The sequence below is a fragment of the Stenotrophomonas sp. PS02289 genome (genome assembly GCF_029960115.1).
In the GTDB taxonomy this organism is placed as follows: domain Bacteria; phylum Pseudomonadota; class Gammaproteobacteria; order Xanthomonadales; family Xanthomonadaceae; genus Stenotrophomonas.
Genome location: NZ_JASCOZ010000009.1, coordinates 14,513 through 37,087 on the forward strand (window position 1 = coordinate 14,513; position 22,575 = coordinate 37,087).

The 22,575-nt window shown below is 62.2% G+C and carries 14 protein-coding genes and 2 tRNA genes; 1 reads left to right on the plus strand and 15 read right to left on the minus strand.

Annotation, left to right across the window (positions count from 1 at the left end; all coding sequences use genetic code 11):
* Positions 1-69: 69 nt before the first annotated feature.
* From nusA to QMX83_RS02510, 9 genes are all read right to left on the minus strand, one after another.
* Positions 70-1,581, minus strand: coding sequence for a transcription termination factor NusA (nusA, locus tag QMX83_RS02470; RefSeq protein WP_282295077.1), 1,512 nt, complete (start codon positions 1,579-1,581; stop codon positions 70-72).
* Positions 1,582-1,588: 7 nt separating this feature from the next.
* The gene (gene rimP, locus QMX83_RS02475) at positions 1,589-2,179 is read right to left on the minus strand and encodes a ribosome maturation factor RimP (RefSeq protein ID WP_125362313.1); all 591 of its coding nucleotides are present in this window, start codon (positions 2,177-2,179) and stop codon (positions 1,589-1,591) included.
* Between the two features lie 377 nt (positions 2,180-2,556).
* Positions 2,557-2,633: transfer RNA gene (locus tag QMX83_RS02480), tRNA-Met, on the minus strand.
* A gap of 969 nt (positions 2,634-3,602) precedes the next feature.
* Positions 3,603-4,796, minus strand: coding sequence for a hypothetical protein (locus QMX83_RS02485; RefSeq protein WP_282295078.1), 1,194 nt, complete (start codon positions 4,794-4,796; stop codon positions 3,603-3,605).
* A 114-nt stretch (positions 4,797-4,910) separates the two neighbouring features.
* Positions 4,911-6,329 (minus strand): RHS repeat-associated core domain-containing protein, encoded by a 1,419-nt coding sequence (locus tag QMX83_RS02490; RefSeq protein WP_282295079.1) that lies wholly within the window; start codon positions 6,327-6,329, stop codon positions 4,911-4,913.
* Positions 6,330-6,355: 26 nt separating this feature from the next.
* Positions 6,356-7,822, minus strand: a complete 1,467-nt coding sequence (locus tag QMX83_RS02495; protein WP_282295080.1) for an RHS repeat-associated core domain-containing protein — start codon at positions 7,820-7,822, stop codon at positions 6,356-6,358.
* Positions 7,819-9,243, minus strand: coding sequence for an RHS repeat-associated core domain-containing protein (locus tag QMX83_RS02500; protein ID WP_282295081.1), 1,425 nt, complete (start codon positions 9,241-9,243; stop codon positions 7,819-7,821). The genes QMX83_RS02495 and QMX83_RS02500 overlap by 4 nt, the downstream gene beginning before the upstream one ends.
* A gap of 32 nt (positions 9,244-9,275) precedes the next feature.
* Positions 9,276-13,088 (minus strand): RHS repeat domain-containing protein, encoded by a 3,813-nt coding sequence (locus QMX83_RS02505; protein ID WP_282295082.1) that lies wholly within the window; start codon positions 13,086-13,088, stop codon positions 9,276-9,278.
* Complete coding sequence (locus QMX83_RS02510) at positions 13,009-14,010, minus strand: hypothetical protein (RefSeq protein WP_282295083.1); 1,002 nt, start codon at positions 14,008-14,010, stop codon at positions 13,009-13,011. The genes QMX83_RS02505 and QMX83_RS02510 overlap by 80 nt, the downstream gene beginning before the upstream one ends.
* Positions 14,011-14,665: 655 nt before the next feature.
* On the opposite strand from QMX83_RS02510, the gene QMX83_RS02515 reads away from it, so the two are divergent.
* Entirely contained in the window at positions 14,666-16,123 is a 1,458-nt protein-coding gene (locus tag QMX83_RS02515) for an RHS repeat-associated core domain-containing protein (protein WP_282295084.1), read from the plus strand.
* Positions 16,124-16,198: 75 nt separating this feature from the next.
* Here the strand turns inward: QMX83_RS02515 and QMX83_RS02520 are convergent.
* The 6 genes from QMX83_RS02520 to QMX83_RS02545 all read right to left on the minus strand — a co-directional run bounded on the left by QMX83_RS02520 (position 16,199) and on the right by QMX83_RS02545 (position 22,574).
* A tRNA-Met gene (locus tag QMX83_RS02520) sits at positions 16,199-16,275 on the minus strand.
* 117 nt (positions 16,276-16,392) lie between these two features.
* On the minus strand, positions 16,393-17,853 hold the full coding sequence (nuoN, locus tag QMX83_RS02525) for an NADH-quinone oxidoreductase subunit NuoN (protein WP_282295085.1): 1,461 nt from the start codon (positions 17,851-17,853) through the stop codon (positions 16,393-16,395).
* Between the two features lie 15 nt (positions 17,854-17,868).
* Positions 17,869-19,377 (minus strand): NADH-quinone oxidoreductase subunit M, encoded by a 1,509-nt coding sequence (locus QMX83_RS02530; RefSeq protein WP_282295086.1) that lies wholly within the window; start codon positions 19,375-19,377, stop codon positions 17,869-17,871.
* 23 nt (positions 19,378-19,400) lie between these two features.
* On the minus strand, positions 19,401-21,608 hold the full coding sequence (gene nuoL / locus QMX83_RS02535; RefSeq protein ID WP_282295087.1) for an NADH-quinone oxidoreductase subunit L: 2,208 nt from the start codon (positions 21,606-21,608) through the stop codon (positions 19,401-19,403).
* A gap of 7 nt (positions 21,609-21,615) precedes the next feature.
* Positions 21,616-21,921: an NADH-quinone oxidoreductase subunit NuoK gene (gene nuoK, locus QMX83_RS02540; RefSeq protein ID WP_125360403.1), complete on the minus strand. Its 306-nt coding sequence runs from the start codon at positions 21,919-21,921 to the stop codon at positions 21,616-21,618.
* Positions 21,918-22,574, minus strand: a complete 657-nt coding sequence (locus tag QMX83_RS02545; RefSeq protein ID WP_282295101.1) for an NADH-quinone oxidoreductase subunit J — start codon at positions 22,572-22,574, stop codon at positions 21,918-21,920. The genes nuoK and QMX83_RS02545 overlap by 4 nt, the downstream gene beginning before the upstream one ends.
* Position 22,575: the final 1 nt, after the last annotated feature.

A 22,575-nucleotide genomic window follows, 5' to 3' on the forward strand; every position in this document is an offset into this window, starting at 1 on the left:
CCTCCGAAACGGACGAAGGCAGCGCGGAGTCTAAGCCCTGAGCGGGTCAGGGCACTGTTCATCGCTGGCTCATTCGCCGCGCTCCAGGCGGGCGATCTCCTCGGCTCGGGCGGCCATCACCAGGGCGGCGGCGCGCTCCTGGTCCATGCCTTCGATGCCGAACTCGAGGATCTCGTCGGTCGCCAGGTCCGACAGGTCCTCACTGGTGCGCACACCGTGGCTGGCCAGGGCGTAGGCGGTGGCCTCGTCCATGCCGTCCAGGGCGAGCAGGTCGGCGGCCGGCAGGCCGTCTTCCAGTCCCTCTTCCACCGCCAGCGCTTCATTGAGCAGCGCATCGCGGGCACGGGCGCGCAGTTCTTCCACGATGTCTTCGTCGAAGCCTTCCACGGCCAGCAGTTCGCCCACCGGAACGTAGGCAATTTCTTCCACCGTGTTGAAGCCTTCGGTGACCAGGATGGCGGCGATTTCCTCGTCCACTTCCAGCTTGTCCATGAACAGCTGGCGGGCCACGCCCTGCTCGGCTTCGGACTTGGCGGTGACCTGGTCCTGGGTCATCACGTTGAGCTGCCAGCCGGTCAGGCGGCTGGCCAGACGCACGTTCTGGCCGCCCTTGCCGATGGCCTGGGCCAGACGCTCTTCAGCGACGGCCAGATCCATGGAGTGCTTTTCTTCATCGACGATGATCGACTGCACTTCGGCCGGAGCCATGGCGTTGATGACGAAGTTGGCCGGGTTGTCATTCCACAGCACGATGTCCACGCGCTCGCCATTGAGCTCGTTGGACACGGCCTGCACGCGCGAACCGCGCATGCCGATGCAGGCACCGATGGGATCGGTACGGGCGTCGTGGGCGAGCACGGCGATCTTGGCGCGGTCGCCCGGATCACGGGCACAGGCCTTGATTTCCACCAGACCCTGGCCGACTTCCGGCACTTCCAGCTTGAACAGCTCGATCATGAATTCCGGCGCGGCGCGGCTGATGAACAGCTGCGGGCCACGCGGTTCCGAACGCACTTCGGCCAGGTAACCGCGGACGCGGTCGCCAGCGCGCAGCACATCGCGCGGAATGCCCTTGTCCTTCGGAATGAAGGCTTCGGCGTTGCCGCCCAGGTCGACGTAGATGTTGCCGCGCTCGGCGCGCTTGACCACACCGGTGACCAGTTCGCCCACGCGGTCCTTCCACGCATCCACGACCTGCTGGCGCTCGGCTTCGCGCACGCGCTGGACGATGACCTGCTTGGCGGCCTGCGCCGCGATGCGGCCGAAGTCCGGGTTTTCGATCTGTTCTTCGATGTAGTCGCCCACTTCGACGCCGTCGGCTTCGTCGATCGCGTCCATCAGACGGATCTGGCGGTCCGGCGATTCCATCACGACGTCATCGGCCACCACTTCCCAGCGGCGGAAGGTTTCGTAGGTACCGTCCTTGTGGTCGATCGACACACGGGCCAGCACTTCCTGGTCCGGGTAACGCTTCTTCGCGGCCGAAGCCAGAGCGGCTTCGATGGCCTCGAAGATCACTTCACGCGGCACGCCCTTTTCATTGGCGACCGCATCCACTACCAGCAAAAGTTCCTTGCTCATCGGCTGCTTACTCCGCGCGCGGCTTCTTGGCCGCCGGCTTGTTGGTTGGTTTCTTGCTCGCCTTGTCACCCTGCTTGGGTGCCGGGCCAGTCGGCTTGCTCGGAGCCAGGCCAAGGGCGGCCCAGTCCGGCATGATGCGTGCCTTGTCGATGTTCTCGACATCGGCGGTGAACTGGAAGTTGTCGACCTGGAAGGTGACCGTGCCCTGTTCGGCGTCCACGGCGAGGATCTCGCCCTGCAGACGACGGCGGCCGTCCTGCGGCAGCTTCAGGGTGACCTTGGCCGATTCGCCGATGGCGCGCTCGAACTGCTCCAGGGTGAACAGCGGACGGTCCACGCCCGGCGAGGAGACTTCCAGCGTGTAATTGGCGCTGATCGGGTCTTCCACATCGAGCTGCGCGGAGACTTCACGGCTCACGCGTTCGCAGTCGTCGATGTTGACGATGCGATCGGGCTGTTCGGCCACCGGCACGTCGATATACAGGCGCAGGGTGGCACCACCGGGCGCGGTGAGATACTCAACGCCCAGCAGCTCCAGACCCAGCGACTCAACGGTCGGGCCGAGCAGGTTCGCGATTTCAGTTGCCTTGTCGCTCACGTTCTGCCTTGATTCTTAAGAAAAATTGGGTCCAACGACCCGCTTCCGGAAACAACAAAGGGCCCGCAGGGCCCCTTGTCCGAAACAACGCCGGTCCTGCTGGAATCCGGCAGCAGCATCGCCTGTTGCGATGCTGCGAACCCAGCAGACCGGGGGGTCACGACTACCTGGGGGTAAGTCGCACGGCCCGGGAGCCGGTCGCGGCCCGGGCCACATTCCGGGGAATAGGTCCAGTCAGGTAGTCCGCTAAGCTACTGATGATAGCCGTTGTACCGTCCTGGCGCAACGGGTCGGGTGCCGCACTTCCGCACGAGCCAAGCCCACCCGACACACAGGCAACAAAAAAGACGATCCGCTTCCGGATCGCCTTCTTGTCTTGGTAGCGGGGGCAGGATTTGAACCTGCGACCTTCGGGTTATGAGCCCGACGAGCTGCCAGACTGCTCCACCCCGCATCAGGAGCGGAATTGTAAAACGGTTCTCCTGGGAGTGCAAGGCCGTCGTTCGGCGCACCTGTCTCTGGGTGGCCGCGAGGAAGGTGGAGGCACCCTCCACAGCGTCCACGGCGAGGATGCCGCCCTCCCCAACGCACATCGGCAGACGGACCATACGACTCAAGCCCGTGCAACTCTGTACCACCAGCTTGGTTCGTCGTACCGGATGCAGATGGAATGTGTGCTCCCGTAAATATCGAACACCGTGCAATTCACTCTGGTCCTGTTACTCCAGTCAAAATCGGCGTCGCAAAATACAGTGAGAAAAGACTGCACCCCTGGCTCAAGATTTATCCGGTTGCAGTGTCCATCCCTATACGCTTGGACAAACCCTCGAAGATCAGCATCTTGGAAATTCGGAAGCACGTCACCTTATCAGCTTCAGGTATTGATTCAGGTACTCGGGAGGTACTGCCACCACCTCCCCACTCTGGTTGCGCGCCTCAATATCGATATGGAACTTGGCCTACTGCTGCCCGTTGCGAAACATATACGCAATTGCGGTGTTATTGTTGTTATCGTCCGGATCTTGAACTTTGTTGGCGACACGCAGTTTGGATCGATCGTTGGTACCGGTGCATACCGCCCCGGATCAACCGATGGATCACATTAAGGAGTCACCACGATCAGGGCGCTCCTCAGCCGCAGGTACGCTTGCGTTGTTGCCATCCATGAGAAGCCCTCCAAAGGACAATCAGCACTTCTCCGCGGATCGGTCATTGCTCCAGGTCCTATCGCCCAGCGCCGCTCGATCAGCGTTCCTTCCCCCGATGTAAGTTGCCACGCCCGCCCTCACAGTGGCCGTCCGCGCAGCTCCATTGAAGGCGCAACCTAAATGTAGTCAGAAGCCGTCCGCATACGCCGGCACGCGTTGCACGCCCGGCGATGCAGAAGGCAGCGGTAGAGGTAGAGGTAGACGCGCCACACTACTCAGGCCCGTTCGACTATGTACCACCACGATGACTCGTAGTACTTGATCCTTATCGCATGTACGGTACCGTAGATATCGGTCAGCTTGCCATTCAAGCTAGTCCTGTTACTCCAACCAACGTTCGCGTCGCAAAAAGTGGTAATAAATGATTGCGCCCCCTGCTCCGGATTTATTCTGTCACAGAGCCCGTCTTTATACGCCTTGACACGCGCCTGAATGTCAGGATCCGAGAAACTACCAAACCATGCACTCCCGGGAGCATCGCACTGCATGAGCGTATGCGACTTTCCGCCATGCGAACCCCACATCTGGTATGGCGGTCCCGACGACGCATCGCTCCTGACGATCCTGATCGGAACATTGTGCCCATGCAGCTGAATTGTGAGCTTGTAATGATAAAAACGCCACCGCCCCCAAACGGTACCCAAAAACGTTTCAGTGTAGTTGTACTTGATAGCATCAGGATACAGCGGCAGTGAAACAAAGCGGACGTAACTTCTAAACTTTCCCGGAGTACCTCCCACCTGGTCATTTGTTGTGAAAAGCGTTATCCCATTAGGCGCCAGCAGAGAAACCGCCACCCATTCGCGAATTTCCGACGTCGTGCCGGCCGTGATCACATATTCCTGCAAAGGCCAATAGCTCCCGTCATCAACTGGCAGCCATCGAAAGTAGGGTTTGTCTTCCCCGCCCGCATCGGGCGCTTCCGCGCTTGCGCTTGAGCATTTTTCCATCTCCTCGTCAGGCGCATGTACAGACCAGGCTGCCCCCAGTTCTTCACTTTGTTCCACATAAGATTCGAGACTGGGCCACCAACTAGGAACAGGAGAATAGTCGGCAGGCACCCCGGGATCGAAGTTGAATGGTGCCCCACCGTCCCGCCTGATCAACTTCAGGTGCTTCTCCAAGTACGCGGGTGGAACCGCCACCACTTCTCCATTCTGATTGCGCGCCTCAATATCGATATGGAACTTGGCCTGCTGGCGGCCGTTACGAAATACATACTCAATCGCAGTGTTATTGTTGTTATCGTCCTTTGCCGTCCGGATCTTGAACCTGGTCAACGACACCCAGTTTGGATCGATAGTTGGTACCGCTGCATACTTCCCAGGATCGACTGATGGATCGAATGCGGAATCACCGCGATCAGGGCGTGTATCAGCGGCAGTTGCGTTTTCGTTGTTACCATTCATGAGAAGTCCTCCAAAGGACAATCAGCACTTCTTCGCGGATCAGGCGTTGCCCCGGTGCCTATCACCCAGCGCCGCTTGATCAGCGTTCCTTCCCGCGATTTGAACTGCCACGCCTCACAGTGGCTTTCCGTCCAGCGTCATTGAAAGCGCAACCCGGATGTAGTCATCAGCCGGATCCCGACTCCGCATCAGCAATGCCACATCGGCTGGATCGGCCGCTGGAATTCGACTCGTCTCCCGGATGAATTCGTCCGGATACACAATCCTGTCGACCTCATGCACCTCCACTTCAGCGGCAAAGCGCACCCTACGCGGTGGGTTGGAGGCCGGGGGCGTGGTGGGGCGGCTGAACCTGGGCTGCGGTGAAGCCCCCCATGCCGGGCGGCCCAGGTGCGCCGGTCCCGGGGTGGCACCAAACCTTACGTTTGGGTTCACAGCCGAGACATGGCCGCCGCGTGGTCCGAAGCGATTTGGTATGAAACCGTCCATTGACGACGGCATGCGACGAACGGTCTGCGGCGAATAAGGCGGCGGCATCATGCCTTGGCCGGAGCGCGCGGCAGGACGTGCCCCACGCACCACGTTGGCGGACGCCCGCTGCGTGCGAACACTGCCGAGACGCTGACTGAATCTGGAAAACTTTGCCGCGCCTCTGGTGGCTGCCTTTGCGATGGCCGGGACCGCCGCCACTATTCCCAAGGCCAGACCCACAACGCCGAGAATTGTCGCTGTCTTCGTGTCACCCGACAGTTGGGCCGCTATCGCACCCACTTCCGCGCCGACCGCTGCCATACCCAACGTAGTCGACGCGATAGCACCGGCAGCTGACTTCGTAAGCGCTGAAATGCCTACCGTCGCTACCGCGGCCACCGCCTTGCTGGCCGCACCGAACGTGACCGCCACGGCCGCCACACCCACCGCGAGACCCACGGCGGCCACGATCCACTTCCAGAAGTGACCAGTGGGGTCGCTGCGATTGACCGGGTCGCCGGCACAGTAGGCGTACGGATTAAGCCCACCCGCGCCGAACGGACTGAGTCCATCCGCGGCCAGGAAGATCCCCAGCCGCGGGCTGTAGGGCCGATGGTGGCCTGCACCCAGCAGGTAACATCCGCTGGCCGCGTCCAGCAGCTCGCCGTTGAACGCAGGTTCGGCCTCAGCGGCCCCCACTGCCTGTTCGCCATCTGGACGACTGCCATGCGGCGCATAGGTGACTGCCCGCACGGCAGTGTCCGCTTCGAGCAGCACTGAGCCGCTGATCGCGGTCGCCAGCAAGGTCGTGCGGGTAACCGCTCCAGTGACCTGCTGGATGATCGGCTGACCCGCTGCACGCAGCCAGGTCAGCTGCGTACTGCCGCTGGCCGACGTGCGCAGTTCGTTGGCCGCGCAGGTGCCGCGCCAGAAGCGCTCACCTGTCTGACCCGGGACGGCGATGCGCGCCAGCAGACCGGTGGCGTCGTAGGCGTACTCACATGCCAGCAGCGCCACTCGGGAAAGTGGTGCGACATGATCGTGTCCCGCGGACGTTGCCATGGTGCGCTCCTCCTTCTCTTGAAGATTCAGGGAAAGCCATGCGAGTCGTAACTAGGCGGAAGCGTCGACTCATAACTCGGCAACGTCGCCTGGTCATAGCTCGGCGGCTTGACTGCCGCGGCGCGCCTCACCGCTCGCGAGCGTCGCGCAGCTTCTGGCACAGTCTGAATCATGTAATCAATGTGGGAATTGACATTGATGTTTGAAGGTGAGCCAGCACTTTCAACTGCAACACCCCAGTGTCTGGTCGTCCAAGGAGGTGAAAGAGGTGCCTTCGTCGGATCTCGAGGTGGAGGCTGAAAGTCCGGAACCTCTGGGCTGGCGCGCCGCTGACGTACAAGGCTCAAGCCCTCGGACTCTCGAAGTCGGGTCAGGAAACCATCGCTCAGCACGCTTGACCGCGGCGCAGCGTCTGGTACAGACGTAGCACCGTTGGCCAGCGGGTTACGGAAGCGGCCCGCGGTCATGCGCTGGACTGCCGCCCGTCTTGCTGAAGCGGGAGAAAGCTCCTGAGCCCTGTTGGCAGCAGCGCGCCCCGCTCCTCTGCCCGACAGTCCCTGACTGCGTATCGTGGCGATACGCTTGGTGAATCTGGAGAACTTTGCCGCGCCTTTGGTCGCTGCCTTCGCGATGGCCGGGGCCGCCGCCACTATTCCCAAGGCCAGACCGACAAAGCCGAGAATTGTCGCTGTCTTCGTGTCACCGGATACTTCGGCCGCTATCGCACCCACTTCCGCGCCGACCGCTACGATACCCAACGTAGTCGACGCGATAGCACCGGCGGTTGACTTCGTAAGCGCTGAAAATCCTACCGTCGCCACTGCTGCCACCGCCTTGCTGGCCGCACCGAACGTGACCGCCACGGCGGCCACACCCACCGCGATACCCACGGCGGCCACGATCCACTTCCAGAAATGACCGGTGGGGTCGCTGCGATTGACCGGGTCGCCAGCACAGTAGGCGTACGGATTAAGCCCACCGGCCCCGAACGGACTGAGTCCATCCGCGGCCAGGAAGATTCCCAGCCTCGGGCTGTAAGGCCGATGGTGGCCTGCACCCAGGAGGTAACAGCCGCTGGCCGCATCCAACAGCTCGCCATTGAACGCAGGTTCGGCCTCTGCGGCCCCCACGGCCTGTTCACCGTCTGAACGACTGCCATGCGGCGCGTAGGCAACCTGCCGCACGGCAGTGTCCGCTTCGAGCAGTACTGAACCGCTGATCGCGGTCGCCAGCAAGGTCATGCGGGCGACCGTCCCACTGACCTGCTCGACGATCGGCTGGCCCACTGCACGCAGCCAGGTCAGCTGTGCGCTGCCGCTGGCTGACGTGCGCAGTTCGTTGACCGAGTAGTTGCCGCGCCAGAAACGCTCACCGGTCTGGCCCGGAACGACGATGCGCGCCAGCAGACCGGTCGCGTCGTAGGCGTACTCGCATGCCAGCAGCGCCACTCGGGAAAGTGGTGCGACATGATCGTGTCCCGTGGGCGTTTTCATGGCACGCTCCGCCTTCTCAGGAAGCGGGAATGAGCGTAGTAACTGGGCGGAAACTCGTAAGAAGGCGGAACCGGCCGAGGCGGCACGCTCTCAAGCCTCATATATGGCGACTCGTCATAGCTCGGCAGCCTCACCGCCCACTTATCATGCGGGGGCTGGAATGATTCTGCTTCTGGCAGAGGGGAAGATCGCTCTCTCAGCACGTACTCCTGCACTTCAGGAGATGAATCACCGTCGGACACATAGCGGGTGCGGCGCTGCGAATTTACAAAGCCCCCATCTTGGGCCCTCTGAAGTCGGGCCATGTCATCAGCGCTTAGAGCGCTTGACCGCGTCGCATTCCCTCCAAAAGGCGTATCACCGTTTGCCAACGGGTTACGGAAGGTGCCCCTCATGCGTTGGACTGCCGCCCGCCTTGCTGAAGCGGGAGAAAGCTGCTGAGCCATGTCGGCACCCGCGCGCGCCGCTCCTCTGCCCGACAGGCCCTGGCTGCGTATCGTGGAGATACGCTTGGTGAACTTGGAAAACTTTGCCGCGCCTTTGGTCGCTGCCTTTGCGATGGCCGGGGCCGCCGCCACTATTCCCAACGCCAGACCGACAAAGCCGAGAATTGTCGCTGTCTTCGTGTCACCCGACACTTGGGCCGCTATCGCACCCACCTCCGCGCCGACCGCTGCCATACCCAACGTAGTCGACGCGATAGCACCGGCAGCTGACTTCGTAAGCGCTGAAATGCCTACCGTCGCCACCGCTGCCACCGCCTTGCTGGCCGCACCGAACGTAACCGCGACGGCCGCCACACCCACCGCGATACCCACGGCGGCCACGATCCACTTCCAGAAGTGACCGGTGGGGTCGCTGCGATTGACCGGGTCGCCGGCACAGTAGGCGTAAGGATTCAGCCCTCCTGCGCCGAACGGACTGAGTCCATCCGCGGCCAGGAAGATCCCCAGCCTCGGGCTGTAAGGCCGATGGTGGCCTGCACCCAGGAGGTAACAGCCGCTGGCCGCGTCCAACAGCTCGCCATTGAACGCAGGTTCGGCCTCTGCGGCCCCCACGGCCTGTTCACCGTCTGAACGACTGCCATGCGGCGCGTAGGCAACCTGCCGCACGGCAGTGTCCGCTTCGAGCAGCACCGAGCCGCTGATCGCGGTCGCCAGCAAGGTCATGCGGGCGACCGTCCCACTGACCTGCTCGACGATCGGCTGGCCCACTGCACGCAGCCAGGTCAATTGCGCGCTGCCGCTGGCTGACGTGCGCAGTTCGTTGACTGCGTGCTTGCCGCGCCAGAAACGCTCACCGGTCTGGCCCGGAAGCGCGATGCGCACCAGCAGGCCGGTCGCGTCGTAGGCATACTCACATGCAGAGGGCCGCCGGACGGTGCTCGTGGTACTGCTACGCGGTTGGGCAGAGACTGTCATGTCGTTCTCCTGTCGTGTCGACACATAGATGCTCAGACGACCGCAGCGGGTGCAGATATCTCGATCAGCTGGTTCTGCGCATTCCACACCAGCGTGCGTCCGCGCTCATCCCTGACCACGCGCCCGGCACCATCCCACTGCAGGTCCTGCAGGTCCTTTGGATAGTCGGCATGGCTGTGCACGATACGACTCAACTGCGCAGGGTCGGTCTCCTCATAGATGTACCGGGCCTCATTGACGCCGCCAGGAAAATGCGTGGTGATGCTTTTGATGCGGTCGAAGGCGTCGAAGTCGAACTGCTGCCGGTTGATCGGCTTGCCCCAGGGATCACGCGGCACTTGGGTGCCGGAGCACGTATAGAGGGTCAGCCGCCCACGCGCGTCGTACTCGAAGCCCTCATCGCGAACCATCACGGCACCCTGCTCCAGCGTTCGCCGATCCAGCTGGTCGCCCTGGTTGTAGTACATGGTCAACACCTGCGAGACCGTCTCGCCGCCGATGGCACTCGCGGTGAATTGCCGACTTGTCTCGCGCCCGAAATCATCGAAGGCGATGGTGGTCAGCATGGAATGCAGTCCCTGCCAGGCTTTGATGGATGTCACACGACTCAAGCCGTCGTATTCAAGCTTGGTCGATACCCCTTGGCACTTCAGCTGCTCCGGACGGTCCAGCGCATCATAGGTAACGACCTGCTCCACCCCGAACACATCGGTGTAGGACTGCGAACGGCCGGCCAACGAATGCGTGTATCTCGCCATGCGCTCAACGCCGCTCTCATTTTTCCAGCGCTCAATACTGATCAGACCAGATTTGTAGTACTCCATCGTTTTTTCCAGTCCGTCGCGTCCCGCATAGGTGAGCTGCGCGCGCTTGGGGTCGTACTTGAACGTGGATGCGCTGGTATCGGTCCGGCCCACCAGCTGCATGCCCAGCTGCGGCTCATACGTGTACTTGATGACCTCATTCAACGGTGTGGTCAGTGTCTCGGGCAGCAACCCGCCACCTTCGTAATCGAAGCGGGTGGTACGCCCGCCCACGGTGCTGGTCACCCGACGCGAGAGACCGTCGTAGCCCTGCTGCCCGACACTCAGACCTTGGCCCAGGCTGGCATGTGCGATGCTGATCTCGACCGGCAGTTCGCCACCACTGTGTTCCGCGAAACGGGTCGTCACCTTGGCACCGTCGGCAAGTGTGGTCTCCACCGCGCGATCAAAGGCATCGTAGAGGTAGGTGGTCTCACGGCCGAGGCGATCCGTCTCCGACACGCAGCGACCAATGCCGTCATACAAGAACAATGCATGGCCGTGCGCCACGCCGGACGCGTCGAAGTACTCGATCCGGTCGGGCTTGCCGAACACGTTGCTGTGCGTCACCGCGCTGGAAGTCTTGATGCCCGACGCATCCTCCATCCAGGTCTTCTCGACGAGACTCACCGGGTCGGCCTCGGTGATCGTCCGGCTGCCATCCGGATGGATCACCACCGATGGCTGTCCCCAGTGATCATAGGCGTAGCGCGTCACCAGGCGCGGCCGTGCAACGCCGGCTACCCAGTCCGTTGTGGTCTGCTCGACCAGTTCGCCCAGCGCATTGTAGGAACGGGTCCAGATCTGCCGGAACGTGCCTGGGGCGTGGTCCACGTCCTCGTCTTCCGCCCTGATCTCGCGACCCAGCCCGTCCAGGTGCACCCGGCTCCGCACCTCGGCCACGTCGCGGGTCTCGACATACACATCGTCACCCGGCAATACAGCCAGCGTGTATGTGGTGTTACGCACCGCCGCGAGCGGGGAGCCTGGCGACGCAGTCTCCGCCGTTACCCGACCGAGCCGATCATAGGCATACGCCACGGCGACGCCCTCCTCGGCTTCTTCATGGACGGTCATGCCATTCAACAGGGACTGCTTCTCGATTCCGTGCCGTTGGGTGCCGTCGTATCCCGTCACTGTGGTGTCCACCGTCAGCACCATATCCTCGACGGTGTAACTGTAGGCAGTCGAGGTGGTTTTCCCGTTGAGCGATTCCTGCGTCTCTTGGATGCGGCCAAAGTGCGGGTCTGCCGTGGATTCCACGTAAACCGTGTTCTCCTTCCCAAGGTCAATGACGGTACCGTCCTGCAGGGCCACCTTCTCTTCCTGGGTCATGACCAGATAGGGCGGGTCACCCGCCACGCGCGATGGCAGCGTCTTGTAGCGGCAGCGCGTCTCGACCACGGCAGCGCCTGCCTCCCGGCCGGTCATGGGCACGGCGCGGAGGGTCTTCAGGGAACGTACAAACCCATGCGGATCTGCAGGACACCCGTCGCCCCCTGCCGCGGGGTAGTACTCCCGTTCCTCGACCAGCCCGGTTTCGTCCACCTGTCGGATCAGGTTGCCATGATCGTCGTAATCGGTCAGCACCACCTCGTCGCGGCGAATGCCCGGCGTTGCCCCCAGGTACCACGACGTGGTGGCATTCTTGGGCAGCTGGAAATAAGGCTTCTGCTGGGCGAAGCCGACAGCCGGGTCATCGTGGAAGACGGTCACCTTCTCCAGCACATGGCCGTTCTGCGTGGTCCGTTCCAACGTCTGCAGATGGAGACGGTTGTACTCGGATCGCACCGTTCGGACCACCGCTTGGCCGTCGACGGTGGTCTGCGTCGTCGCAGTCGAACCGTAGATGTACTGCTGACCCGCAGGCATCACCACACGGTACAGGTTGTCTTCGCCGGGCTGCCACTGCAACCCCGTGCCGTAGCCGAGGTAGTTGCGTGTGTCGTAGGAGTATGTGGTGGACATGACGGGCTGCATCTGCCCGGGGGTGCGCGTGTGCGTGGTTACGAAGGGAAGATAGGCCTTGGGTGCCCCCGTCAGGCATCGGTGACCCTGCTGCTGATAGGTCACCGTTTCGAACCCGCCCATCGGCAGGTCAACGCGGGTCACGTAGTTGATGCCATCGATCATCCGGTACTGGATACGCCATGACGCGTTGTTCTCGGGCAGCATCACACTGGACAGCAGGCCGTTCTGCAACATCAGACGAAACTCAACCGGTGTGGCCGTGTCAGGATGCAGGGTGATGTCCACATTCACCGCGCCATTGCGGGTGACCGTCAGAAGGGGGCGGTTCTCATCGCGGATGGACCGTAGCTTGGGCGCGGCTTCTGCCGAGTACTCCAGGTAGATGCGTCGACCTTCCGGCGAGCGGATCTCGACCGGCACCGCGATCTGGGCCACGCCATTCAGCGTCGACAGCTTCTCGATGACGCCGCTCTTGTGGGTCACCCAATAGACGCCGGTGACTGTCGTGTCACGCCGCATGTGAAACGTCACCAGCTTGCGGTCCTTGTAAGTGAACTCGCCAGCGGTGTAATCGGCCACGAACCGTTCACCGGTTGCCAGTGAGATGACTTTGGTGGCCGGGTGGAAGCTGCTCAGACCACTCAGGGCCCAGCCGATACCGTAGCCCAGGTTATCCAGTAACTGGCCACTGAAGCCCAACCCCAGCTGCACGGTAGGGCCACAGAGCGCATTGGCTTCCAGCGCAGGCATCCCGAAGGAGCAGGTGAAGTCGCCGGTGCGCGGATCCACACCCGTCTGCATGTGGCTGACGAAGTTCTGCGCATTCGAATAGTTGGGGGCACCAGAGAGTACGTCTTCCCCTTCTGGTGCTGCGTCCTGGCCGTGCGTTGAAGCGTCGGAACTGGTCATGGGAATACTCCCTTGCGTGGCGATGCCTAGGTGGGCGCGGGTGGCCGACGGTGCGGCAGTACCCGCGCGGTGACGACGGTGCCTAGCGTTTCTCAAGCACCAGGTCGAAGCGCCCCTCCGGGCTGCCGGGCTGCTTGAACCGCACGCGCAGGGCGTGTTCATTGCCATATGCGTCGGTGACGGTGATATCGCAGGGACCGGCCTGCTTGTTGGCGCTGTCACTGTGGTAAAGGATGTTGTTGTCTGCCACCAGCAGAATCGTCGCGAAGCTCTGCTTCGGGCTGATCACCACCTTGCTGGGGGAATGCGCACCGTAGTTGATGGCATTGTTGAACAGGGCGACGGTCGAACCAGGGTCGCCATACCCCGTGTAGGAAGCAAAGGTCTCCCCCTGTATCTTCTCTGCCCACTGGATCATGCCGGCAGGCACGGAGGTGATCTTCAGCAGCGGTACCGCGACGTTGCCATTGTCGGCCAGGCCAACGTAGTAATTGTCGATGAACACATCCGATCCCTCCCCCCCCTTCACCCGTGTCTTCTCAAACGAGAAATTGCCGACCGGGAAGTTGGGTATCGGCTGAGGCACCAGCGTGACTTCGAAAGGATTCGAAGGCGTACCTTCTCCATTGCTGATGAACACCTTTCCATCATCACGGGTAATGGCAAGGGCCATCTTGAACCGCTGCCCCGCCGCTGCCGTGGTCGAGACGAACATGTCCACGTAGTGGTTCTTCAACGCGTCGGGTCCGTCATCCCTTTTGCGTGACTGCTCGCCTTCCAGAACCCCCGGGAAGGGCGAATACTCATTCCTTACCCGGCTGATCTTCCATTCCGACGATAGCTCATCGCCCCGGAATGCCACCAACCGGACACTGGCGAGTTCCTTGGCGGACAACGGCACCTCGCCGGGCATTCCATTCTCATCAGGTATCTCGAAGCTGGTGATACGAACGATGGCTTCCACCGCCGCCTGCTGCCGACCGTTCCGGTAGATGTTTTCCGACGTTGAAACAAGCGAGACATCGAACTTGGTGAACTCAAATTGCGTGAGATCGGACCATTTGATATCAGACGACTTGGCCATGACTGAGCACTCTCTCTCGTTGAGCGTTCATGTAACCCCCGATTTTGCGCAACGACCTCATCCCACCAAGAAGCTGGGTACGGCCATACACGGATGAGGAGCTTGCGGTGACGCTAGGACGTTGCCGAGCGCACGGGCATACGGCCGACCCGCCTGCCAGGCGAGCCAGGTGACCGGGCAAGCACAGGGCAACGCGCTGCGCCGTGGCGAACGTCATGCAGAGAAACTGGATTGCGATTCATGTGTAAACCCCACCTACCATCCACACGGGACGAGGCGATGCCTCGCTGAACCGACGGCTCCGCCTGCCCAAGGTGCTTACGCGCCATGGGGTGCAGGTATCGCGTCGAGTTTCCGGTCGAGGACTCGGGAGCGTGAATCAGGCGCCCCCCCCGTTGAGTCGTCGACCGTTTTTCAATCTGAGCGTCAGTATGTACGCCCTGTCCCGTTAATTCGTCGTCAACATTTTCGTGCACGCATGACGAAGTCGGCGCAGGCTGCCGTTACATCCACACATCGCTAACGCCAGTGCTGATGAGATTGCGCCAGGCCGCGATCCGGTTCTGTATCCGACGCGACTGCATCACGGGGGTGATGTCGCCGATGACGCGGGATACGCGTGCCGGCGATCAACAGGCCGCACAGGAATATGCCGATGGTCGCGCAATCACACTTGCAGGCTGCGCCTGCGTTTCTTGCCTGCAGCTACCACTACGATGCCGAAGGTCTGCTGACACGACATGGCACTGCAGTCCATGTGATCGATCGCTTCTGGCGTGGAGACGAGGTCGCCAACGAACTGTACGCGTCGGCCAGCGGAAGCGCGCAGCTGACCTGGCTGCGTGCATTGGGCCAGCCGATTGTCGAGCAGGTCAGCGGGGCGGTCGCCCGCATGACCTTGCTGGCGACCGCGATCAGCGGTTCGGTAATGCTCGAAGCGGACACTGCCGTGCGGCAGGTTGCCTACGCGCCGTATGGCAGTCGTCCAGACGGTGAACAGGCCGTGGGGGCCGCAGAGGCCGAACCTGCGTTCAATGGCGAGCTACTGGACGTGGCCAGCGGCTGTTATCTGCTGGGTGCGGGCCACCATCGGCCTTACAGCCCGAGGCTGGGGATCTTCCTGGCTGCGGATGGACTCAGTCCGTTCGGGGCGGGTGGGCTGAATCCGTACGCCTACTGTGCCGGCGACCCGGTCAATCGCAGCGACCCCACCGGTCACTTCTGGAAGTGGATCGTGGCCGCCGTGGGACTCGCATTGGGTGCGGCTGCCGTGGTGGCCACGTTCGGTGCGGCCAGCGCGGCGGTGGGTGCGGTGGCCGCCGGCGGCATTACAGCGCTGACCAAATCGGGTGCTGCTGCCATCGCGATAACGACATTGGGTGTGGCAGGGGTCGGCGCGGAAGTGGGTGCGGTTGCAGCCGAAGTGGCAGGTGACACGAAGACAGCCGGGATTCTCGGCTGGGTGGGACTGGGGTTGGGACTGGGGCTGGGGATCGTGAGGTCGTCCCCCGCCATCGCAAAGGCAGCGACCAAAGGCGTGGCGAAATTTTCCAGATTCACCAAGCGTATCGCCACGATAAGAAACCAAGGTCTGTCAGGACGAGGGGCGATATCTGCCAGCAAGAAGATGGCAGCCGCTCCCGTGGCGAGGACACTGGAGGTCGGCGATAGCGTTGCCATCGGCAGTTCGCGACTGGATGTCGACGACTTCGTGCATGTTTTCCAGGGACATGGTGCCCCCTTTGCGACTGCCGCCGACGGCATCGTGGATGGCCGCGGGCTGGGCAGACAGATCCGGAATGCTGCGGGCACAAGCCCGCGGATAAGTCGCGTAGAGCTGCAATCCTGCTTTTCGGCAACAGGCGGGAAGTACGCATCGCAGGCGCAAAGCGTCGCCAACGAGTTGCAGGTGCCCACCAGCGGCTTCAAGGGAAAGATGCACGCGGGTAACCCTCTGCAGCGCAACCGTATCGCAGGCGAGCGCTACCTTTACCAGCCGCAACAGGGCCTTGCACGAATGCGTACGACAGCACTGAATGCCTCCCTGCACTACGTGGCGTCCGCGGCAGTACGTGTCCGCCGCCTCGCGCGCAAGGCAGTAGGCGTGCTCTGATCCCGGCAACGAAAAAGGCGACCCCGTTTCCGGGATCGCCTCTTCGCACATTTCCCGGTTCGCACCGGGTCAATATGGTAGCGGGGGCAGGATTTGAACCTGCGACCTTCGGGTTATGAGCCCGACGAGCTGCCAGACTGCTCCACCCCGCAACGGAAGTGATGAGCTGGAATCCAAGGATTCCCAAAGCAACGATCTTCTGGCAAAACCGCTGCAGCAACAACTCAGGAAACGAATATTACACGATTTGTGCAGTTTTGTATCGTTTTTTATGCGAGATGTGCAAAAGCCTGCTGGCACCAGACCATGATCGGGTTCCAGGCAAAGCCCAGGGCCAGCAGCGCCAGGGCGTTCACGCCCAGCACCACGCCCAGCACGCGGTCGTTGTGGGCCGGCAGCGGCTCGCCCACCGGCTCATCGAAGTACATGACCTTGATGACACGCAGGTAGTAGAAGCAACCGACCACGGCGCACAGCACACCCAGAATCGCCAGTTCCAGCATGCCGCCGTCAACCGCCGCGCCGAGCACGGCCAGCTTGGTCCAGAAGCCGAGGAACGGCGGGATGCCGGCCATCGAGGCCATGATGCACAGGACCAGACCGGCCATCCACGGGTTGCGGGCGTTGAGGCCCTTGAAGTCTTCGATCTTCTCGGCCTCAAAGCCGTTGCGCGACAACGCGATGATCGCGCCGAAGCCGGCGGTCGACATGATCGCGTAGCTCAGGGCATAGAACAGCGCGGCAGAGTAACCACGCTCGCCGCCACCAGCAATGCCCAGCAGCAGGAAGCCGATGTGGGACACGGTGGAATACGCCAGCATGCGCTTCAGATTGCTCTGCGCGATGGCCATCAGGTTGCCGATCACCAGCGACAGCGCCGCCAGGCCACCAACCAGGTACTTCCACTCGGGCGACAGCGGACCCACGCCGACTTCCAGCAGGCGGTACGCCATGGCGAACGCAGCCAACTTCGGTGCCGAGCTGATGAACAGTGCGACCGGTGCCGGGGCACCCTGGTACACGTCCGGCAGCCACATGTGGAACGGTGCGGCACCCAGCTTGAAGGCGACACCGGCGATCATGAACACCACGCCGGTGAGCAGCAGCACGCGCTCTTCAGTGTGGGCGATCGAGTCGTGAATCACGTCCAGGTGCAGCGAGCCGGTGGCACCGTAGATCAGCGACATGCCGTACAGCAGCAGGCCCGACGCCAGCGAACCCAGCACGATGTACTTCATCGCCGCTTCGGTCGCCAGCTTGTTGTCTCGGTTGCTGGCAACCAGCGCGTACGAGCACAGCGCCAGCAGTTCCAGACCCAGGTAGACCATCAGCAGGCTGCCGGCCGAGACCAGGATCATCATGCCGGCGGTGGCGAACAGGATCAGCACCGGGATCTCGCCCTGGTACAGATCACGCTCGCGCAGGTAGCTCCAGCCGTAGATCAGGGTCAGGCCGCTGCACAGCACGACCACGGTCTTCATGACGTCGGCGGCGGTGTCGCGAATGAACATGCCATGGAACACCTCGCCCTGCCCGCCCACGCCGGTAGCCAGCATGAACAGCACCACGGCCAGTGCCGCGACCGAGAACAGGTGGGTCCAGATCTTCTTTTCCTTGCTGATGAACAGGTCAAGGATCATCAGCGCGAAGGCGCTGCCGATCAGCACCAGCTCGGGAGCGAGCGGCGGCAGGTCAGCGGCGGTCAATGGCAACAGCGAAGAGGTGGTCATCATCAAATCCTGGAATTACAGCAGCTTGCTGGATGCGATCTGCATCGCCAGCTTCGCGATCGAGGGCTCCATCAGGTCGGTCAGCGGCTTGGGATACAGACCCAGCGCCAGCGTACCCACGGCAAACACGCCCAGCACCAGCCATTCGCGGCCGTTGATGTCCTTCATCTCGGCCACGTGCGGGTTGGCCACTTCGCCGAAGAACACGCGCTTGTACAGCGACAGCGTGTAGGCAGCGGTGATCACCAGGGTGGTCGCCGCGCCCAGTGCCAGCCACGGATTACGCTGGAAGCTGGCCATGATGATCATGAACTCACCGACGAAACCGCTGGTACCCGGCAGGCCAGCATTGGCCATGAAGAACAGCATGGCGAAGGTGGCGAACCACGGCATCACGTTGACCACGCCGCCGTAATCGGCGATGCGACGGGTGTGCATGCGGTCGTACAGCACGCCCACGCAGGAGAACATTGCGCCGGAGACGAAGCCGTGCGAGACCATCTGCACCATCGCACCCTGCAGGCCCAGACGGGCGGCGTCGGCATTGCCGGCGTCACGCACCAGCCACAGGGCAATGAAGGTGCCCAGGGTGACGAAACCCATGTGCGCGATCGAGGAATACGCGATCAGCTTCTTCATGTCGTCCTGGACCAGGGCGACCAGACCGACGTAGATCACCGCGATCAGCGACAGCGTGATGACCAGCCAGGCCCATTCCTGCGACGCGTCCGGGACGATCGGCAGGTTGAAGCGCAGGAAGCCGTAACCGCCGATCTTCAGTGCGATCGCGGCCAGGATCACCGAACCGGCGGTCGGCGCTTCCACGTGGGCGTCCGGCAGCCAGGTGTGCACCGGGAACATCGGCACCTTGACCGCGAAGGCGATCAGGAAGGCGAAGAAGATCCAGGTCTGTTCCTTGGCGCTCAGCTGCACCTGGTACAGGTCGGCCAACTGGAAGCTGCCGCTCTTCAGGTACAGGTAGATCAACGCCACCAGCATCAGCACCGAGCCGAGGAAGGTGTACAGGAAGAACTTCAGTGCGGCATAGATGCGACGCGGACCACCCCAGACACCGATGATCAGGAACATCGGGATCAGCATGGCTTCGAAGAACACGTAGAACAGCATCGCGTCGGTGGCAGCGAAGATACCGACGGTGACGCCTTCCAGGATCAGGAAGGCCGCCACGTACTGGTTGACACGCTTGTCGATGGCGCTCCAGGCACCGATCAGGGCCAGCACCGAGACCAGGGTGGTCAACAGGATCAGCGCGATGGCGATACCGTCCACACCCAGGTTGTAGCCGATGTCATACGCCGGGATCCAGGCGCGGGTCTCGACGAACTGCAGTCCGTCGTTGCTGACGTCGTATCCGGTGTACAGGAACAGGCTGGCCGCGAAGGTCAGCACGGCGACGCCCAGCGAGGCCCAACGCGCAGTCTGGGCATCACGGATGGCAAGGATCAAGGCACCGCCGATGATCGGCAGCCAGATGAGAACACTGAGTAGAGGCCAGTTCGACACGTCTTCTTATTCCGTACAGGTCATCAACGCAGGTAATGCATCAGCGCGCCCAGCAGGGCAATCAGGCCGATGATCATCGCGAAGGCGTAGTGATAGAGGAAACCGGATTGGGTGCGACGCAGCAGGTTGGCCGCCAGATCGATCAGGCGTGCCGAACCGTTGACCACCACACCATCGACCAGATTCGTGTCGATCGCGCGGGAAACCTTGCCCAGCTTGACGCCGCCACCGGCGAAACCGCCGATCCACAGCTTGTCGAAGCCGTACTTGTTTTCCAGCACCGAGACCAGCGGGGCGAAGGTCTTGCGGGCCTTCGTCGCCAGTTCCGGCTTCCACAGGTAGAACAGCACCGCCAGCAGGAAGCCCGCCACGGTCAGGAAGAAGGCCGGAGCCATCATGCCGTGCAGGGCGAACGCGACCGGACCATGGAACTCTTCGGCCAACGCGCCAATGGTGTTGCGGGCCGGATCGTAGAAATCAACGATGCCGGTGAAGAACGCATGGACCTGGCCCGGAACCGCGTGCTCGGCGTGGTGGCCGGCCCAGTCGGTGCCGTACAGCATCGGACCGATGCTGAAGAAACCGATCAGGATCGACGGGATCGCCAGCAGGATCAGCGGCAGGGTCACCACCCACGGGGTTTCGTGCGGCTCATGCGGACCGTGGCCATGGCCGTGGTCATCATGCGCATCACCGTGGTGAGCGTCGCCATGATGGGCATCGGCGTGATGCGCATCGGCAGCGTGGTGATCGTCATGGCCGTGACCATGGTCGTCATGTGCGTCGCGGAAGCGTTCCTTGCCATGGAAGGTCAGGAACAGCAGGCGGAAGCTGTAGAAGCTGGTGACGATGACGCCACCCAGCACGGCCCAGTAGCCATAGGTCGCCACCCAGCTCGAGGACATGTGAGCGTGATGCTCGGCCGCCTCGATGATGGTGTCCTTGGAGTAGAAGCCGGAGAAGAACGGCGTACCGACCAGGGCCAGGGTACCGATCCACATGGTGATGAAGGTGATCGGCATGTACTTGCGCAGGCCGCCCATCTTGCGCATGTCCTGCTCGTGGTGCATGGCGATGATCACCGAACCCGCGCCGAGGAACAGCAGTGCCTTGAAGAAGGCGTGGGTCATCAGGTGGAACACGGCGGCCGAGTAAGCCGACACGCCCAGCGCCACGGTCATGTAGCCCAGCTGCGACAGCGTGGAGTACGCAACGACGCGCTTGATGTCGTTCTGCACGATGCCGATCAGGCCGGTGAAGAACGCGGTGGTGGCACCGATGAACAGCACGAAGTTCAGCGCGGTCTGCGACAGCTCGAACAGCGGCGACATGCGGGTGACCATGAAGATACCCGCGGTGACCATGGTCGCAGCGTGGATCAGGGCCGAGATCGGGGTCGGGCCTTCCATCGAGTCCGGCAGCCACACGTGCAGCGGGACCTGGGCCGACTTGCCCATGGCACCAATGAACAGGCAGATGCAGATGATGGTGGCGATCGACCAGATCACCGGCTCCGAAAGCACTTCGATCGAGGTCAGGCCGAACAGGTTGATCGTGCCCGACCACACCTGCAGCTGGGCTTCCGGGTGGTTCAGGATCGGCGCATTGGCGAACACGGTGGCGTAATCGAGGGTGCCGAACACCCACAGCACGCCGGCGATGCCGAGGATGAAGCCGAAGTCACCGACACGGTTGACCAGGAAGGCCTTCATGTTGGCGAAGATCGCGGTCGGACGCTTGAACCAGAAGCCGATCAGCAGGTACGACACCAGGCCCACCGCTTCCCAGCCGAAGAACAGCTGCAGGAAGTTGTTGCTCATCACCAGGGTGAGCATCGAGAAGGTGAACAGCGAGATGTAGCTGAAGAAGCGCTGGTAGCCCGGGTCTTCTTCCATGTAGCCGATGGTGTAGATGTGGACCAGCAGCGACACGAAGGTCACCACCACCATCATCATCGCGGTCAGCTTGTCGATCATGAAACCGACATGCGCCGAGTACTGGCCGACTTCAAAGAAGGTGTAGACGTTCTGGTTGAACGGCTGCGCGCCGCCCCAGAGCAGCTGGTAGAACACGTAGCTGGACAGCGCACAGCTGACCGCGACACCGAGGATGGTGACGGCCTGTGCGCCGAAGCGGCCTACCTGACGACCGAACAGGCCGGCGATGATGCTGCCGAACAGCGGTGCAAGCACCACTGCGATCAACAGACTCTTGGAGAGAGTAATTTCCATCTACGGATCAGCCCTTCAGCGAATCGACTTCGCCGACATTGATGGTGCGGCGGGTACGGAACAGGGTTACCAGGATCGCCAGACCGATCGCCGCTTCTGCTGCGGCAACGGTGAGGATGAAGAAGACGAACAGCTGGCCAGCCGTGTCGCCCAGTTCACGCGAGAACCCGACAAAATTGATGTTGACCGACAGCAGCATCAACTCGATCGACATCAACAGCACGATGATGTTCTTTCGATTGAGGAAGATGCCGGCAAGGCTGATGCAGAACAGCAGCGCGCCCAGCGCCAGAAGATGACCCAGAGTGATCACGGAGCAGTCTCCTCGTTGCTGGAGGGCTTGGTCAGGGTGTGGACCACCGGCTTTTCGGCGTCCATCTTGACCACGCGCAGGCGGTCAGCGCCCTTGACCATGGTCTGGTCGGTCGGGTTCTGGGTCTTCAGACCCTCACGGCGACGCAGGGTCAGCATGACGGCGGCAACCACGGCCACGGTCAGGATGACGGCGGCGAACTCGAACGGCAGCAGGTATTCGGTGAACAGGCTGCGGGCCAGCCAGGTGATGTTGGAGCTGTCAGCGGCCAGCGCGGCAGCGTTGTCGGCCGGGAACGGGTTGACCGCCCTGCCCTTCACGCCGATCAGCACCAGCATCTGCACCAGCATGGTGATGGCGACCACCAGCCCGATCGGCAGGTAACGCACCCAGCCCTCGCGCAGGTTGTTGTCGTCGATGTCGAGCATCATCACCACGAACAGGAACAGCACCATCACGGCACCGACGTAGACCAGCACCAGGGCGACGCCCAGGAACTCGGCCCCGACCAGCAGCCACACGCAGGCGACCGAGAAGAAGGTCAGGATCAGGCACAGCACGGCGTAGACCGGATTGCGCACGCTGATCACCGCCGCAGCGGAGATGCCCGCCACGATGGAGAAGACCCAGAAACTGATATTTACCCAATCCATC

Coding starts and splice junctions, on each gene's coding strand:
- nuoN (WP_282295085.1), bottom strand. CDS start 17,853: ATGACCACCTCTTCGCTGTTGCCATTGACCGCCGCTGACCTGCCGCCG.
- QMX83_RS02545 (WP_282295101.1), bottom strand. CDS start 22,574: ATGGATTGGGTAAATATCAGTTTCTGGGTCTTCTCCATCGTGGCGGGC.
- nusA (WP_282295077.1), bottom strand. CDS start 1,581: ATGAGCAAGGAACTTTTGCTGGTAGTGGATGCGGTCGCCAATGAAAAG.
- QMX83_RS02515 (WP_282295084.1), top strand. CDS start 14,666: ATGGTCGCGCAATCACACTTGCAGGCTGCGCCTGCGTTTCTTGCCTGC.
- QMX83_RS02495 (WP_282295080.1), bottom strand. CDS start 7,822: ATGAAAACGCCCACGGGACACGATCATGTCGCACCACTTTCCCGAGTG.
- nuoL (WP_282295087.1), bottom strand. CDS start 21,608: ATGGAAATTACTCTCTCCAAGAGTCTGTTGATCGCAGTGGTGCTTGCA.
- QMX83_RS02510 (WP_282295083.1), bottom strand. CDS start 14,010: ATGGCCAAGTCGTCTGATATCAAATGGTCCGATCTCACGCAATTTGAG.
- QMX83_RS02500 (WP_282295081.1), bottom strand. CDS start 9,243: ATGACAGTCTCTGCCCAACCGCGTAGCAGTACCACGAGCACCGTCCGG.
- QMX83_RS02505 (WP_282295082.1), bottom strand. CDS start 13,088: ATGAACACGCCCTGCGCGTGCGGTTCAAGCAGCCCGGCAGCCCGGAGG.
- QMX83_RS02490 (WP_282295079.1), bottom strand. CDS start 6,329: ATGGCAACGTCCGCGGGACACGATCATGTCGCACCACTTTCCCGAGTG.
- QMX83_RS02485 (WP_282295078.1), bottom strand. CDS start 4,796: ATGAATGGTAACAACGAAAACGCAACTGCCGCTGATACACGCCCTGAT.